Origin of the sequence: Ramlibacter alkalitolerans, assembly GCF_016722765.1 — a bacterium.
Classification (GTDB): Bacteria; Pseudomonadota; Gammaproteobacteria; order Burkholderiales; family Burkholderiaceae_C; genus Ramlibacter; species Ramlibacter alkalitolerans.
The window spans coordinates 167,079-180,925 of sequence record NZ_JAEQND010000011.1 but is presented as its reverse complement, the minus strand read 5'-3'; the positions used below and the strand labels follow the sequence as shown (position 1 = coordinate 180,925).

Here is a 13,847-nt window from a genome sequence, read left to right as displayed (position 1 = left end):
CTCGGCAAATGCAGTCGTAATTTCGTTACGCAGGAGAACGCAATGCGCAAGTTCTGTCTCGGCCTGGTGTTCGCAGTCGCGGCCGGCACTGCCGCGGCGCAGGGCCAGGTCAACGTGATCTGCTCGGTGCAGGCGGAGTGGTGCAACATGATCTCCACGGTCTACGCGCGCAGCACCGGGACGCGCGTGAACATGACCATGAAGGGGTCCGGCGAGGCGCTGGCGCAGCTCATCGCCGAAAAGGAGAACCCGAAGACCGACGTGTGGTTCGGCGGCACCGGCGATCCGCACCTGCAGGCAGCGGAGCAGGGCCTCACGCTGGAATACAGGTCGCCTTCGCTGCCGCAGCTGCACGGGTGGGCGCAGCAACAGGCGAAGCAGTCGAACTGGCGCACGGTGGGCATCTACTCGGGGCCGCTGGGCTTCGGCTACAACCCCGAGCTGCTGGCGAAGAAGAAGCTGGCGGTGCCCCGGACCTGGGCCGACCTGCTCAAGCCGGACTACAAGGGCGAGGTGCAGGTGGCCAATCCCGCCTCCAGCGGCACCGCGTACACGATGATCGCCACGCTGGTGCAGCTGATGGGCGAAGACAAGGCCTTCGAGTACCTCAAGGCCCTGCACCGCAACATCGGCGCCTATACGCGTTCCGGCACCGCCCCGATCAAGGCGGTGGCGCGGGGCGAGACGGCGTTGTCCATCAGCTTCGTGCACGACGCCCCGGGCGAGAAGATGCAGGGCTTTCCGGTCGAGACGGTCACGCCGGCGGACGGAACGGGGGCCGAGATCGGCTCCATGAGCATCGTCAAGGGTGCGCGCAACCTCGAGGCCGCGAAGAAGTTCTACGAGTGGGCGCTGACGCCGCCGGCGCAGGAACTGGCCGCCGCGGCGAAGTCCTTCCAGCTTCCGAGCAACAAGGCCGCGAAGGTGGACGCGCGCGTGCCGGACTTCCGCAAGATCCGCTTCATCGAGTACGACTATGCGAAGTACGGCGCCAGCGCCGAGCGCCGGCGCCTGATCGCGCGCTGGGAAAAGGAAGTGAACGCGCTGCCGCGGTGAGCCTCGCCATCCTGAAGGGGCCCAACGCACCGCTGTGGGCCTGGGTGGCCGCGGGCCTGCTCGCCTACCTGCTGTTGCCGTGGTACGCATTGCAGGACGCGAACGGCCTGCTCGCGCTCGGTCGCACCTGGGGCGAGCAGGCCACGGCAAATGGGCTGCTGCAAGCCGTGATGTTCGGCCGCCCCTGGCTGCTGGCGGGGCTCGCCGGATTGATCCTGTGCGCCGCGGCGGCCCTGCTGCCACCGGATGGCAGGCAGGGCCAGCTGCTGCTGGCGGGCGGTTTCGGCGGCCTGCTGGCGCTGCTGGCCGCGGGCTTCGCCATCGGTGCCAGGGGCTGGAACTTCGCGGCGCTGCAGGCCCTCTTCGGCGACCTCGGCGTGCAGCAGTTCGGCATGGGCTGGGGCGCCGCGATCGCGCTGCTGTCGCTGCTCGTGCTCGGCGCCTTCGGCCTGGCGCGACGCGGCCTGTTCCGCGGCGACCTGTTCGTCGCCGGCGCGGTGCTCGCGTGCGGCGCACTGCTGGCGCTGTTCATCGTCTATCCGGTCCTCAAGGCGCTGGTCGGCGCCTTCGTCGATGAGGACGGGCGCGCTGGCCTGGCCGCCTTCGCGGCCCGCATCGCGAGCGAGCGCAACTGGGGCCTGCAGTGCCTGGGCGGCGGCGTGCGCTGCGGCGTCGCCTGGAACACGCTGTTCCTGGGCCTGATGACGGCAGCCAGCACCACGCTGCTCGGCACCCTCATGGCACTGATGGCGGAGCGCGGATCGCGCCGGCTCGCGCGTCCGCTCAAGGTGCTGGCGCTGCTGCCGATCATCACGCCGCCCTTCGTCGTGGGGCTCGGGCTGATCCTCCTCTTCGGCCGCGCCGGCCTCGTCAACCAGTGGCTGGAGGCGGCGTTCGGCGTGGAGCCTTCGCGCTGGTTCTACGGCTGGCTGGGCGTGTGGATCGCGCAGACCTTCGCCTTCACGCCGATCGCCTTCATGACCTTGCGCGGCGTGGTGCAAGGCGTCTCGCCCAGCCTGGAGGAAGCGGCGCAGACGCTGCGGGCCGACGCGCGCCAGACCTTCCGCACCATCACCCTGCCGCTGCTGCGCCCCGGCATCGCCAGCGCCTTCCTGGTCGGCTTCATCGAGAGCATGGCCGATTTCGGCAACCCGGTCGTGGTGGGCGGCCAGTTCTCGGTGCTGTCCACCGAGATCTTCTTCGCCATCGTGGGCGCGCAGTACGACCAGGGCCGCGCCGCCGCGCTCGCCTGGCTGTTGACGCTGTTCGCGCTGGGCGCCTTCGTGCTGCAACGCTGGGCGATCGGGCGACGCAGCTATGCCACGCTGGCCGGCAAGGGCGACGGCGGGCTGGCGATGCCCTTGCCGCCCCACGTGCGCCGGCTGGTGCACGGCGTCGCGCTGCCCTGGGTCGCGTTCACGCTGGTGGTGTACCTGTTCGCCTTCGCCGGCGGCTTCGTGCGCACCTGGGGCCGCGACTACACCTTGACCCTCGCGCATTTCCGCACCGCCTTCGCGCTCGAGTGGGGCGCCTTCGGCGTGGTGTGGGCGGGCACCGCCTGGAACTCGTTCCTCACCACGATGAAACTGGCCGCGCTGTCCGCGCCCTTGACGGCGGCACTGGGCCTGCTGATCGCCTGGCTGCTGGCGCGCACGCGCTTTCGCGGCCAGCGGATGTTCGAGTTCTCCGCCTTGCTGGCCTTCGCGATTCCGGGCACGGTGCTGGGCGTGAGCTACATCCTCGCCTTCAACGTCCCTCCGATCGAGCTGACCGGCACCGGCCTGATCATCGTGCTGTGCTTCGTGTTCCGGAACCTGCCGGTCGGCGTGCAGGCCGGCACGGCGGCCTTGCACCAGGTCGACAAGTCGCTCGACGAAGCCTCGCTGATGCTGCGTGCCTCCACGCTGCAGACGCTGCGCCACGTGGTGCTGCCGCTGCTCAAGCCGGCCCTGGTGGCGGCGCTCGTCTACAGCTTCGTCCGTGCCATCACCACGGTGTCCGCGGTGATCTTCCTGGTCACCGCGGAAAACGAACTCGCCACCACCTACATCATCGGGCGGGTGGGCAACGGCGACTACGGCGTGGCGCTGGCGTACTGCACGGTGCTGATCGCGATGATGAGCGTGGCCATCGCGGCGATCCAGCGGCTGGTCGGCGAGCGCCGCCTGGGCCGGCGCTCGCCGGTTGCGGCACAGGCGATGGCGGGAGCATCTGCATGAGCGCGGGCATCGAATTGCGCGGCGTGAGCAAGCGCTATGCCGCCGATGCGGCCGCGCGGGCGGCCGTCGACGGCATCAGCTTCGAGATCCCGCGCGGCTCGCTCACCACCATCCTCGGCCCGTCCGGCTGCGGCAAGACGACGACGCTGCGCCTGATCGCCGGCCTGGAGACCCCGAGCGCAGGCCAGATCCTGATCGGCGGGCGCGACGTCACGCGGCTCGGTCCCGCGCAGCGCAACGTCAGCATGATGTTCCAGAGCTACGCGCTGTTCCCGCACATGGATGTGGTGGAGAACGTGAGCTACGGCCTGCGCATGTCGGGGGTGCCGACGGGAGAGGCCCGCCGGCGTGCGATCGATGCGCTGCAGACGGTGGGCCTGGTGGATTTCGATGCGCGCCTGCCCAGCGAGCTTTCCGGCGGCCAGCAGCAACGGGTGGCGCTGGCGCGCGCGCTGGTGCTGCAGCCGCAGGTGCTGCTGTTCGACGAGCCGCTGTCCAACCTCGACGCCCGCCTGCGGCGCGAGATGCGCGACGAGATCCGCGCCCTGCAGCAGCGGCTGCAGCTCACGGTCGCCTACGTCACGCACGACCAGGGCGAGGCGCTCGCGGTCAGCGACCACATCATCGTGATGGACCACGGCGTGATCGCGCAGCGCGGCACGCCGCAGGACCTGTACGAGGCGCCGGCCAGCGAATTCGTGGCGGCCTTCATGGGCGAGGCGATGCTGTTCGATGCGCAGGCCGATGGCGCGGGCGGCATCGCGCTCGGGCCGCTGCGTGTCGTGCCGCGCCGGCCGGTGCCCGCGGGCGCGGTCAAGCTCGCGGTGCGACCGGAAGCGTGGCAGCTCGGGCCGCCCGGGCAAGGCCTCGCCGGCCGGCTCGCCAAGCTCTCGTACCTCGGCAGCAGCTACGAGTACAGCTTCGACACCGAACTCGGTCCGGTGTTCGTCGTCTCGCCCGACGTGGGGCATGCACTCGGCCTTGGCAGCGAAGTGGGGCTGCAACTGGCGAGCCACGGCGTCGCCATCGTGCGCCCTTCGTAGCCGCCGCGCCGGATAATCGGGGCATGAACCAACTGGATGCCCTCAAGCAGTACACCACGGTGGTGGCCGACACCGGCGACTTCCGCCAGCTCGCGCAATACCAGCCGCGGGACGCGACGACCAATCCCTCGCTGATCCTCAAGGCGGTGCAGAAGGCCGACTATGCGCACCTGCTGCACGAGACGGTGGCCCAGCACGGCAAGCAGCACGTCGACGAGATCGTGGACCGCCTGCTGGTGCGCTTCGGCGCCGAGATCCTGCAGCACGTCCCCGGCCGCGTCTCCACCGAGCTCGATGTCCGCCTGAGCTTCGACACCGCGGCCACGGTGGCCCGCGGCGAGCGCATCATGGCCCTGTACCGCGCCGAAGGCGTGCCGGCCGAGCGGGTCCTGATCAAGGTGGCCTCCACCTGGGAGGGCATCCAGGCGGCGGCCCGGCTGCAGGAGAAGGGCATCCAGTGCAACCTGACCCTGCTGTTCTCCTTCTGCCAGGCCGTGGCCTGCGGGCAGGCAAAGGTCAAGCTGATCTCGCCCTTCGTGGGCCGCATCTACGACTGGTACAAGAAGAGCGCCGGCGCGGCCTGGGACGAGGCGGCGCGCGCGGGCGCCAACGATCCGGGCGTGCAGTCGGTGCGCCAGATCTGGACGTACTACAAGCATTTCGGCATTCCCACCGAGGTGATGGGCGCGAGCTTCCGCAACGTGGGCCAGATCCTCGCGCTGGCCGGATGCGACCTGCTGACCATCAGCCCCGAGCTGCTCGCGCAGCTCGCCGGCTCCGAGGCGCCGGTGCAGCGGGCGCTCGATCCCGCGCAGGCGAAGGCGGCCGACATCGAGCGCGTGCAGTACGACGAGAGGTCCTTCCGCTGGGCGCTCAACGAGGACGCCATGGCCGGCGACAAGCTGGCCGAAGGCATCCGCACCTTCGCCGCCGACGCGGCGAAGCTGGAAAAGCTGATCCTCGCCGCCTGACCGCCATGGCTGACGCACGCAAGCGCTGCGACCGCACGGCCGCCTGGGGGCAATTGCAGGAGCGCTTCCGCAGCGGGAGTGCCTCCTTCGACCTGCGCGACGCCTTCGCGCAGGATGACGGCCGCTTCGCGCGGTTCAGCCAGCAGGCGCCGCACGTGTTCGCGGACCTGTCGAAGAACCTGATCGATGCCGGCACCGAGCAGGCGCTGATGGCGCTCGCGCGCGAATGCGGGGTCGAAGCCCATCGCGATGCGATGTTCGCCGGCGAGCGCATCAACAACACCGAGAACCGGGCGGTCAAGCACTGGCTGCTGCGCGCGCCGCGCGATGCGCAGGACCCCGACTCGATGGCCGTGCACGAGACACTGGAAGCCATGCTCGCGTACGCCGAGCATGTGCGCGCGGACGCCACCATCACCGACGTGGTCAACATCGGCATCGGCGGCTCCGACCTGGGGCCGCAGATGGCGGTGGCGGCGCTCGACGCCTTCCGCATCCGCGGCAAGCGCTTGCACTTCGTCTCCAACATCGACGCCCACGAGCTCGATGCGGTGCTGCAGCAGCTGCGCCCGGAGGGCACGCTGTTCCTGGTCGCCTCCAAGACCTTCACGACGCTGGAGACCATGACCAACGCGCGCAGTGCCCGCGTGTGGTTCCAGCAGCAGGGCGGCAACGAGATAGCGCGGCACTTCGCGGCGCTGACCACCAACGTCGAGGCCGCGCGCCAGTTCGGCATCACCACCACCTTCGGGTTCTGGGACTGGGTGGGCGGCCGCTATTCGCTCTGGTCGGCGATCGGGCTGCCGCTGGCGATCGCGATCGGGGCGCAGCGCTTCTCGGCCTTCCTCGCCGGCGCGCACGCGATGGACCAGCACTTTCGCCGCGAGCCGCTGGAACGCAACCTGCCGGTGCGCCTCGGGCTGCTGGACGTGTGGTACCGCGATTTCCACGGCTTCGCCAGCCGCAGCATCGCGCCCTACCACAGCGCGCTGCGCCGCTTTCCCGCCTACCTGCAGCAACTGGAGATGGAGAGCAACGGCAAGAGCGTGGACGCGCAGGGGCAGCCGCTGCCCTTCGCCACCTCGCCGGTGCTGTGGGGCGAGGCCGGCACCAACGGCCAGCACGCCTACTTCCAGATGCTGCACCAGGGCACCGATCGCGTGCCGGTCGAATTCATCGCCGTGCGCGAGCCGGCGCACGGCATCCCGGGCCACCACGAACTGCTGCTGGCCAATGCGCTTGCGCAGGCGCAGGCGCTGATGCAGGGCAAGCCCGACGCCGGCGGCCATCGCAACTTCAGCGGCAACCGGCCCAGCACCTTCTTCGTGCTCGATACGCTGGGGCCGGAGTCCCTCGGCGCGCTGATCGCGCTGCACGAGCACCGCGTCTTCACCAGCGGCAGCGTGTGGGGCATCGACAGCTTCGACCAGTGGGGGGTCGAGCTCGGCAAGGTGCTGGCGAGCGACATCGCGCAGCGACTTGCGTCGGGCGATACGGTGGGCCTCGATGGGTCCACGGCCGGCCTGCTGCAGCGCCTGAGGCCTTGAAACGCGACCGTGCCGTGGCTGTCGCACGAGCGACATGAGCGCCGGCGGGGTGCGCATGCTGCGCATCCCGTCAGCCTGTGCAAGCGTGTGCCTGTTGATGCATCACCGCAGCCAGGTGCAGTGCTGGCGCGGCCCTGCGGCCCCTTCCACACGGTTGTCCACAAGGTTCTCCACGGAAGTTGTCGGAAGCGCGCCTTCGGCCTTGTGCTAGGAGACGCGGGCCGGTTCAGCGCTGGCCGTAGTGCGCGCCGGCGAACAGGTCCTTGTGCTCGCGCGGCTGCGAGCGCCAGTACTGCCGGGGCGCGTTGACCTGCGCGCCGAGCTTCGCTGCCGCATGCCATGGCCAGCGCGGCTCGTACAGCATGGCGCGGGCCAGCGCGACCGCGTCGGCCTGGCCGTCGCGCACGATCGCCTCCGCTTGCTCGGCTTCGGTGATGAGGCCGACCGCGATGGTGGGAACGCCCACGGCCTGCTTGATGCTGTGGGCGAACGGAACCTGGTAGCCGGGGCCGAGCGCGATCTTCTGGAGCGGCGACACGCCGCCACTGGACACGTGGATCGCCGCGCTGCCGCGCGCCGCCAGCGCCTGTGCGAAGGCGATCGTGTCGGCCACATCCCAGCCGCCCGGCACCCAGTCCGTCGCCGACACCCGCGCCCACACGGGCCGGTCGGCGGGGAAGGCCGCGCGCACCGCATCGAACACCTCGAGCGGAAAGCGCATGCGGTTGTCGCGGCTGCCGCCGTATTCGTCCTCGCGCTGGTTCGCCAGGGGCGAGAGGAACTGGTGCAGCAGGTAGCCGTGCGCCGCGTGCAGTTCGATGCCGTCGAGGCCCAGGCGCGCGGCGCGCGCGGCGGTGCGCGCGAAGTCGTCGCGGATGCGCGCCAGCCCGGCGCGATCCAGCTCCACGGGCGTCACTTCGCCGGCCGAATGCGATAGCGGCGAGGGCGCCTCGGTGCGCCAGCCGCGGGGCGCATCGGGTCGGATCTGCGCGCCGCCGTCCCAGGGTGCCTCGCTGGAGCCCTTGCGTCCGGCGTGGGAGATCTGGATCGCGACCGGGATCGGCGAATGTCTGCGCACCATCGCCAGCACGCGAGCCAGCGCAGCCTCGTTGGCATCCGAGTACAGGCCGAGGTCGGTGGGCGAGATGCGCCCGACGGCGGACACGGCCGTGGCTTCGATGATCAGCAGCCCGGCGCCGGAAAGCGACAGGTGCCCGAGATGGATGGCGTGCCAGTCGGTCGCGCTGCCCTCGTCGGCGGAGTACTGGCACATCGGTGCGATCACGATGCGATTGGCGAGCTGCAGGCTGCCCAGCTGCAGCGGGTCGAACAGGTGAGTCATGGGTGGTTCCTGCCCCGATTAGAGCAGGGGACGTCGGGCCGGCGTTGGCGAAGGTCTCTGACGCCCCGGCGGGCGGCGCGCAGCCACAATGCACCGACCTTGCACCCCGGCTCTCCAGTTCCTGCAGCGCGATGACGTCCCAAGCGCCACCCGACCCCGACTCCGACCCCCTTCGCACGGTGCTGGTGGTCGACGACCATCGCGATACGGCGGATGGGCTGTGCGAGCTCCTGCAACAGCTCGGCTTCGACACGCTGGTGGCCTACGACGGCGACGAAGGCGTCGACGTGGCGCTGCGCGAACGGCCGCGGTACGCCATCCTCGACCTGCACATGCCGCGCATGGGCGGCGTGCTCGCCTGCACGCGGATCCGCGAGCAGGTGCCGCCCCATGCCATGAAGCTGGTGGCGCTGACCGGATCCGACCAGGCCAGCGACCGTGAAGCGGCGCAGCTGGCCGGCTTCGATTCCTTCCTCGTCAAGCCGGTCATGGTGGCGGCGCTGCTGCGCCTGCTGCAGCCGCCGGCGCCGGCCTTCTAGCGCACTCGCGCCTGCGCCGCCCCGGGCGCCTCCTGCAATCGCGCGCGGCCGATTGCGCCGGCAGCGTGTGACATCCCGCACTCAACGGGATTGCGCACGTCCCGCACAGTCAGCCCTCAGGAAAGCACCAGGGAGGTGTTGATATGCAGGGCGATTTCGCGATCCGCGTGACGGCGGACCTGTTCTGGACGGGGTTGATGGTGTGCCTGCCGGTCCTCGGCATCACGATGCTGGTGGGCCTGGTGGTGAGCGTGCTGCAGGTCGTGACGCAGATCCAGGAGATGTCCCTCAGCTTCGTCCCGAAGCTGGTGGCCGCGGGGCTCGCCGTCATCGCCTTCGGGCCGTGGATGCTGCGCACCCTGTGCCGCTTCACCGTGTCGCTGTGGTCGCAGATCCCCTCGCTGCTCTGAGCCCGCAGCGATGAACACCATCGTCTCCACGCTGGGTGCGGGCTGGATCCTCACCATGCTGCTGCTGTCCGCGCGCATCGCAGCCCTCCTGCTCCTGACGCCCTTGCTGTACGCGGCCTCCTTGCCGCTGCTGGTGCGCGTGCTGATGGCACTGGGCATCTCCTGCGTGATCGCGCTTCCCTTCGCCGGCACGAACGCACCTCCGCCGCAGGAATTCGGCGTGCTGCTGCAGGCCGTGCTGCGCGAGCTGGTGGTGGGCGCCACCCTCGGCCTCGGCGTGCTCATGGCGTTCGCCGGCTTCGCGCTGGCAGGCCGCCTGGTGGACGTGCAGGTGGGCTTCGGCATCGCCCAGGTGTTCGACCCCACGACGCGCACCCGCGTGCCGGTGCTGTCGTCCGTCTTCGCGCTGTTCGCGGCGGTGTTCTTCTTCCTCGTGAACGGACACCATGCGCTGCTGCGCGGCATCGCCTACAGCGTCGAACGCTTCCCGGTGGGGCAGTCGGGCCCGCTCGCGGGCGCCGCCGAGCCCATCGCACGGGAAGCGGCGGCCCTGTTCACGCTCGGGTTCGCGCTGGCGGCGCCGGTGGTGCTCAGCCTGCTGCTGGTCGATTTCGCCCTCGGCGTGATCTCGCGCAACCTGCCGCAGATGAACATGCTGGTGCTCGGCGTGCCGGTGAAGATCGTCGCCGGCCTGCTCTCGCTGTGGGCCTGGGCCAGCACCTTCGGCGCCCCGGCGGGCCGGCTCTATGCGGCCATCTACCGGACCTGGATGGCCTGGCTGGCCACGGGAGCACGCTGATGGCGGAGCAGGACCTCGATCGCAGCGAAGCCGCCACGCCCTTCAAGCTGCACCAGGCGCGTGAGAAGGGCCAGACGCCGCGCAGCACGGAAGCGGTGGGCTGCGTGGTGTTCGTGGCCGCTGCCGGCTGGCTCGCCGCCTCCGGTCTCGACGCCTGGCACGCGCTGGTGCGGCTCGCGCGGCTGCCGCTGCTGCGCGCCGGCGGCGCCGCGCAGCAGGGCCTCCCGTGGCCACTGGTGCAGGAGCTCGCGGCGGGCGCGGCGCTGGCGCTGTGGCCCTTGTTCCTCGCGCTCCTGGTCGGCGCGGTGGTGGGCTCGGTCGCGCAGACCGGCTTCGTCTTCGCGCTGGAGCCGTTGCGCCCCGACTTCACGCGGCTGCATCCGGCCCAGGGCTTTCGCCGCATGTTCTCGCTGCGCACGCTGTTCGATGCGGCGCGTGCCTGCGTGAAGCTCGCGCTGCTGGCGACGGTCGCCTGGCTGGCGCTGCGCAGCCTGCTGCCGGGGTTTGCCGCCATCGCGTCGGTGCCGGCTTCGGGCTTCGTGCAGGTCCTGCTGGCCGACGCCGCAGCCCTGGCCTGGAAGATGGCGCTGGCGCTGGTGGTCGTCGCCCTCATGGACCTCGTGTTCACTCGGCGCGAGTTCGCGCGCCGCATGCGCATGAGCCGGCGCGAGCTGAAGGACGAATACCGCAACCGGGAGGGGGATCCCCGCATCCGCGGCCGCCTGCGGGAACTGCGGCGCGAGATGCTGCGCCGCAGCCAGTCGCTGAAGAACACCCGCGAGGCCGACGTGGTGCTCACCAACCCGACGCACTACGCCGTGGCGCTGCGCTATGCGCACGGCGAGATGCCGGCGCCGCGGGTGGTGGCCAAGGGCGCTGGCCAGCTCGCGGCCGCCATGCGCGAGATCGCCGCCCGCCACCGTGTGGTCGTCGTGCAGAACCCGCCGCTTGCGCGCCGACTGTTCCGCGAAGCGGCACTCGACGAATACATCCCCGCCTCCTTCCATGCGGAGGTCGCCCGCGTCATCGTCTGGGTCCTGGCCGCACGCCAGCAGAAGGCCGGCGCCGCGACCGGAGCGGCAGCATGAACGCGCTGCGCCGCTTCCTCGGGCGCCACACGGACGTGGCGATGGTGCTGGCGCTGCTGGGCGTGCTGCTGGTGCTGTTCCTGCCGATTCCGCGCGGCCTGCTCGATTTCCTGATCCTCGCCAACTTCAGCTTCGCCTTCCTGCTGCTGCTGCTCACGTTCTCCATGGTGCGGCCGGTGGACTTCTCGACCTTCCCCTCGCTGCTGCTCCTCGCGACGCTGTTCCGCCTGTCGCTCAACGTCGCGGCGACACGCCTGATCCTGGCGGAGGGCGACGCCGGCCGCGTGATCGCCGCCATCGGCTCGCATGTGGTGGCGGGGAATTTCGTTGTCGGCCTGATCGTGTTCTTCATCCTGGTCGTGGTGCAGTTCGTCGTGGTCACGAGCGGCGCCCAGCGGGTCTCCGAAGTAGCGGCGCGCTTCACCCTGGACAGCATGCCCGGCCAGCAAATGAGCATCGATGCGGACCTGAACATGGGCTTCATCGACCAGGCCGAAGCGCAGCGCCGGCGGCGCCAGCTCGAAAAGGAAGCGGGCTTCTACGGTGCCATGGACGGCGCCAGCAAGTTCGTCAAGGGCGACGCGGTCGCCGGCATCCTGATCCTCCTGATCAACATCATCGGCGGGCTGGTGATCGGCATCCTGCAGCACAAGATGCCGTGGGCGCAGGCCCTGCAGACGTACACGCTGCTGACCATCGGCGACGGCATCGTGACGCAGGTGCCCGCGCTGGTCATCGCCGTCGGCACCGGCATCATCGTCACGCGCTCGGCCTCGGACGGCGACCTCGGAAAGCAGGCGCTGCGCCAGGTGACGGCCTTCCCCAAGACGCTGGTGATGGTGGCAGCGGCGCTCGCCGCCCTGCTGTTCCTGCCCGGCATCCCGCTGCTGCCGGCCTTCTCGCTGTTCGCGGCGGCCATGCTGGTCGCCTGGTGGGCGCGGCGGGCGCGCTCGGACGCGCCCGCGGACACCAGTGCGCCGGCGCCGGAGAGCGCCGACCCCTACGCGCAGATGTCGGTCGAACCGGTGGAAGTGCGTGTGGGCAGCCGCTGGGCCCTGCAGGTCGGCGACAGCGGCAACTTGTTCGAGGATCGCATCGGTGCCCTGCGCAGCCAGCACGCCCTGGAGCTGGGCCTCGTGATCCCCGCCATCCGTTTCCGCAGCAGTGCGCAACTGGCGCCGGACGCCTACGAGCTCTACGTCGACGGCGTGCTGGCGGGCCGGGGCGAGGCGCGCCAGGGACAACTGCTCGCCATCCATCCCGGTGGCGACCAGACCGCGGTGCCCGGCGAGGCCACGCGCGACCCGACCTACGGCCTGCCGGCCCTCTGGATCGACGTGTCGGGGCGGGAGCAGGCCGCGGCCGCGCGCTACACGCTGGTCGACGGCGCGACGGTCTTCATGACCCACCTGACCGAAGTGCTGCGGCGCGAATCCGCCACCCTGCTCACGCGCCAGGAAACCGACCGGCTGCTGGCCCGCGTGCGCCAGTCGCAGCCCTCCCTGGTGGAGGAACTGGTGCCGACGGTACTCGCGGTCGGCGACGTGCAGAAGGTCCTGCAGAACCTCCTGCGCGAGAAGGTCTCGATCCGCCACCTCGAGGCGATCCTGGAGACGCTGGCCGACGCGGGACGGGCGACGAAGGACGCCGCGCAGCTCACCGAAGCCGTGCGCCAGCGGCTCGGACACAGCATCTGCCAGAGCCTGGCCGGCGGTTCGGGCGCGCTCCATGTCCTCACGCTCGATCCGGTCATCGAAAGCCGGCTCCTGCAGGGCGTGCAGGCGGCGCGCCGCGAAGGCGTTTCCCCCGCCGGGGTCGCGATCGAACCCCGGCTGCTCGAAAAGCTGCTGCTGCAGCTCGTGCAGCAGGCCGAACGGATGATGAAGAACAACCTGCTGCCCGTGCTGCTGTGCGCTCCCGAACTGCGGCGCTACCTGCGCTCCCTGTGCGAGCGCGGCCTGCCGCACCTGCGCGTGCTCTCGATGTCCGAGATTCCGCACGCGATCGAACTGAAGTCCTATGGCACGGTCACCGTGCGGGAGGCGGGCGTCGCATGAACGAGATCCTCTCGCTGGTCCTGGGCAGCATGCAGGCCGACATGGCGCGGCTGGACTCCGTCGCCATGAACCTGGCCAACGCGCAGACGGTCGGCTACAAGCGCGGCGTGGCCGTCACCCTGCCGTTCGCAGCCCGGGTGGAGCGCGGGGTGCAACAAGGATTGGGCGTCGAGCGTGCGGAGGCCGGCCCGTCGCCCATGCTGGCCTCCCACGTCGACCAGCGGCCCGGCACGCTCAAGTCCACCGGCCAGGCGCTCGATGTTGCGCTCGCCGGCCCCGGCTGGATCGAAGTGCAGACGGAAGCTGGCCCTGCCTACACGCGCCAAGGCAACTTCCGCCTGGACCCGCGGGGGCGTGTCGTCACGCAGCAAGGCCACCTCGTGATGGGCGTGGGCGGCGAGATCCAGCTCACGCAGGGCAATCCCGTGATCGATGCAGCCGGCCGGGTATTCGACGCGACCGCCGCCGCACAGGGCGGCAGCCGCGGAACGCCGCTCGCCCAGCTGCGCATCGTGCAGTTCGACGCATCCGCCCAGCTGGAACGCCTCGGGGACGGGCTGGTGCGGGTGCACGGTGAGCCGGTGACGGTCAACGAAGGCGCGACCCAGGTGCAGCAGGGCTTCCTGGAGAACTCCAACGTGCAGTCCATGCAGGAGATGGTGCAGCTCCTCCAGTCCGTGCGCCACCTGGAGACGATGCAACGGGTCGCCACGAGCTACGACGAGATGCTGGGCACCAGCATCCGTCGGCTGGGAGAGGGTTCATGACATCGCTTC

At 70.5% G+C, this 13,847-nt stretch carries 12 protein-coding genes; 11 read left to right on the top strand and 1 reads right to left on the bottom strand.

Annotation, left to right across the window (positions count from 1 at the left end):
• The first annotated feature begins 42 nt into the window (after positions 1–42).
• From JI746_RS20020 to pgi, 5 genes are read left to right on the top strand one after another with little or no spacing between them, the layout of a single operon-like run.
• Positions 43–1,056 (top strand): ABC transporter substrate-binding protein, encoded by a 1,014-nt coding sequence (locus tag JI746_RS20020; protein WP_201692036.1) that lies wholly within the window; start codon positions 43–45, stop codon positions 1,054–1,056.
• Positions 1,053–3,275, top strand: coding sequence for an ABC transporter permease (locus JI746_RS20015; protein WP_330893045.1), 2,223 nt, complete (start codon positions 1,053–1,055; stop codon positions 3,273–3,275). The genes JI746_RS20020 and JI746_RS20015 overlap by 4 nt, the downstream gene beginning before the upstream one ends.
• Positions 3,272–4,318, top strand: coding sequence for an ABC transporter ATP-binding protein (locus JI746_RS20010; protein WP_201692035.1), 1,047 nt, complete (start codon positions 3,272–3,274; stop codon positions 4,316–4,318). Before JI746_RS20015 ends, JI746_RS20010 begins: the two co-directional genes overlap by 4 nt.
• Before the next feature lie 23 nt (positions 4,319–4,341).
• Entirely contained in the window at positions 4,342–5,289 is a 948-nt protein-coding gene (gene tal, locus JI746_RS20005; protein ID WP_201692034.1) for a transaldolase, read from the top strand.
• A gap of 5 nt (positions 5,290–5,294) precedes the next feature.
• Complete coding sequence (gene pgi / locus JI746_RS20000; RefSeq protein ID WP_201692033.1) at positions 5,295–6,836, top strand: glucose-6-phosphate isomerase; 1,542 nt, start codon at positions 5,295–5,297, stop codon at positions 6,834–6,836.
• A gap of 226 nt (positions 6,837–7,062) precedes the next feature.
• Here pgi and JI746_RS19995 read toward each other — a convergent pair whose 3' ends face one another.
• The gene (locus JI746_RS19995; RefSeq protein ID WP_201692032.1) at positions 7,063–8,178 is read right to left on the bottom strand and encodes an NADH:flavin oxidoreductase/NADH oxidase; all 1,116 of its coding nucleotides are present in this window, start codon (positions 8,176–8,178) and stop codon (positions 7,063–7,065) included.
• 131 nt (positions 8,179–8,309) lie between these two features.
• Here JI746_RS19995 and JI746_RS19990 point away from each other — a divergent pair, with 131 nt between their 5' ends.
• The 6 genes from JI746_RS19990 to JI746_RS19965 all read left to right on the top strand — a co-directional run bounded on the left by JI746_RS19990 (position 8,310) and on the right by JI746_RS19965 (position 13,838).
• Positions 8,310–8,717, top strand: coding sequence for a response regulator (locus JI746_RS19990; RefSeq protein ID WP_201692031.1), 408 nt, complete (start codon positions 8,310–8,312; stop codon positions 8,715–8,717).
• Between the two features lie 143 nt (positions 8,718–8,860).
• Positions 8,861–9,127 carry a flagellar biosynthetic protein FliQ gene (locus tag JI746_RS19985; RefSeq protein ID WP_201692030.1) on the top strand — a complete coding sequence of 89 codons (267 nt, stop codon included), beginning with the start codon at positions 8,861–8,863 and terminating at the stop codon, positions 9,125–9,127.
• A gap of 10 nt (positions 9,128–9,137) precedes the next feature.
• On the top strand, positions 9,138–9,926 hold the full coding sequence (gene fliR / locus JI746_RS19980) for a flagellar biosynthetic protein FliR (protein ID WP_201692029.1): 789 nt from the start codon (positions 9,138–9,140) through the stop codon (positions 9,924–9,926).
• Entirely contained in the window at positions 9,926–11,014 is a 1,089-nt protein-coding gene (locus JI746_RS19975; protein WP_201692028.1) for an EscU/YscU/HrcU family type III secretion system export apparatus switch protein, read from the top strand. The genes fliR and JI746_RS19975 overlap by 1 nt, the downstream gene beginning before the upstream one ends.
• A complete protein-coding gene (locus JI746_RS19970) occupies positions 11,011–13,071 on the top strand; it encodes a flagellar biosynthesis protein FlhA (protein ID WP_201692027.1) in 2,061 nt (686 codons plus the stop codon). Before JI746_RS19975 ends, JI746_RS19970 begins: the two co-directional genes overlap by 4 nt.
• A complete protein-coding gene (locus tag JI746_RS19965; RefSeq protein WP_201692026.1) occupies positions 13,068–13,838 on the top strand; it encodes a flagellar hook-basal body protein in 771 nt (256 codons plus the stop codon). The genes JI746_RS19970 and JI746_RS19965 overlap by 4 nt, the downstream gene beginning before the upstream one ends.
• Positions 13,839–13,847: the final 9 nt, after the last annotated feature.

Bases quoted from the DNA above. Each gene is read 5' to 3' on its own strand.
- JI746_RS20020 (WP_201692036.1), top strand. From the start codon at position 43: ATGCGCAAGTTCTGTCTCGGCCTGGTGTTCGCAGTCGCGGCCGGCACT.
- JI746_RS20010 (WP_201692035.1), top strand. From the start codon at position 3,272: ATGAGCGCGGGCATCGAATTGCGCGGCGTGAGCAAGCGCTATGCCGCC.
- tal (WP_201692034.1), top strand. From the start codon at position 4,342: ATGAACCAACTGGATGCCCTCAAGCAGTACACCACGGTGGTGGCCGAC.
- pgi (WP_201692033.1), top strand. From the start codon at position 5,295: ATGGCTGACGCACGCAAGCGCTGCGACCGCACGGCCGCCTGGGGGCAA.
- JI746_RS19995 (WP_201692032.1), bottom strand. From the start codon at position 8,178: ATGACTCACCTGTTCGACCCGCTGCAGCTGGGCAGCCTGCAGCTCGCC.
- JI746_RS19990 (WP_201692031.1), top strand. From the start codon at position 8,310: ATGACGTCCCAAGCGCCACCCGACCCCGACTCCGACCCCCTTCGCACG.
- JI746_RS19985 (WP_201692030.1), top strand. From the start codon at position 8,861: ATGCAGGGCGATTTCGCGATCCGCGTGACGGCGGACCTGTTCTGGACG.
- fliR (WP_201692029.1), top strand. From the start codon at position 9,138: ATGAACACCATCGTCTCCACGCTGGGTGCGGGCTGGATCCTCACCATG.
- JI746_RS19975 (WP_201692028.1), top strand. From the start codon at position 9,926: ATGGCGGAGCAGGACCTCGATCGCAGCGAAGCCGCCACGCCCTTCAAG.
- JI746_RS19970 (WP_201692027.1), top strand. From the start codon at position 11,011: ATGAACGCGCTGCGCCGCTTCCTCGGGCGCCACACGGACGTGGCGATG.
- JI746_RS19965 (WP_201692026.1), top strand. From the start codon at position 13,068: ATGAACGAGATCCTCTCGCTGGTCCTGGGCAGCATGCAGGCCGACATG.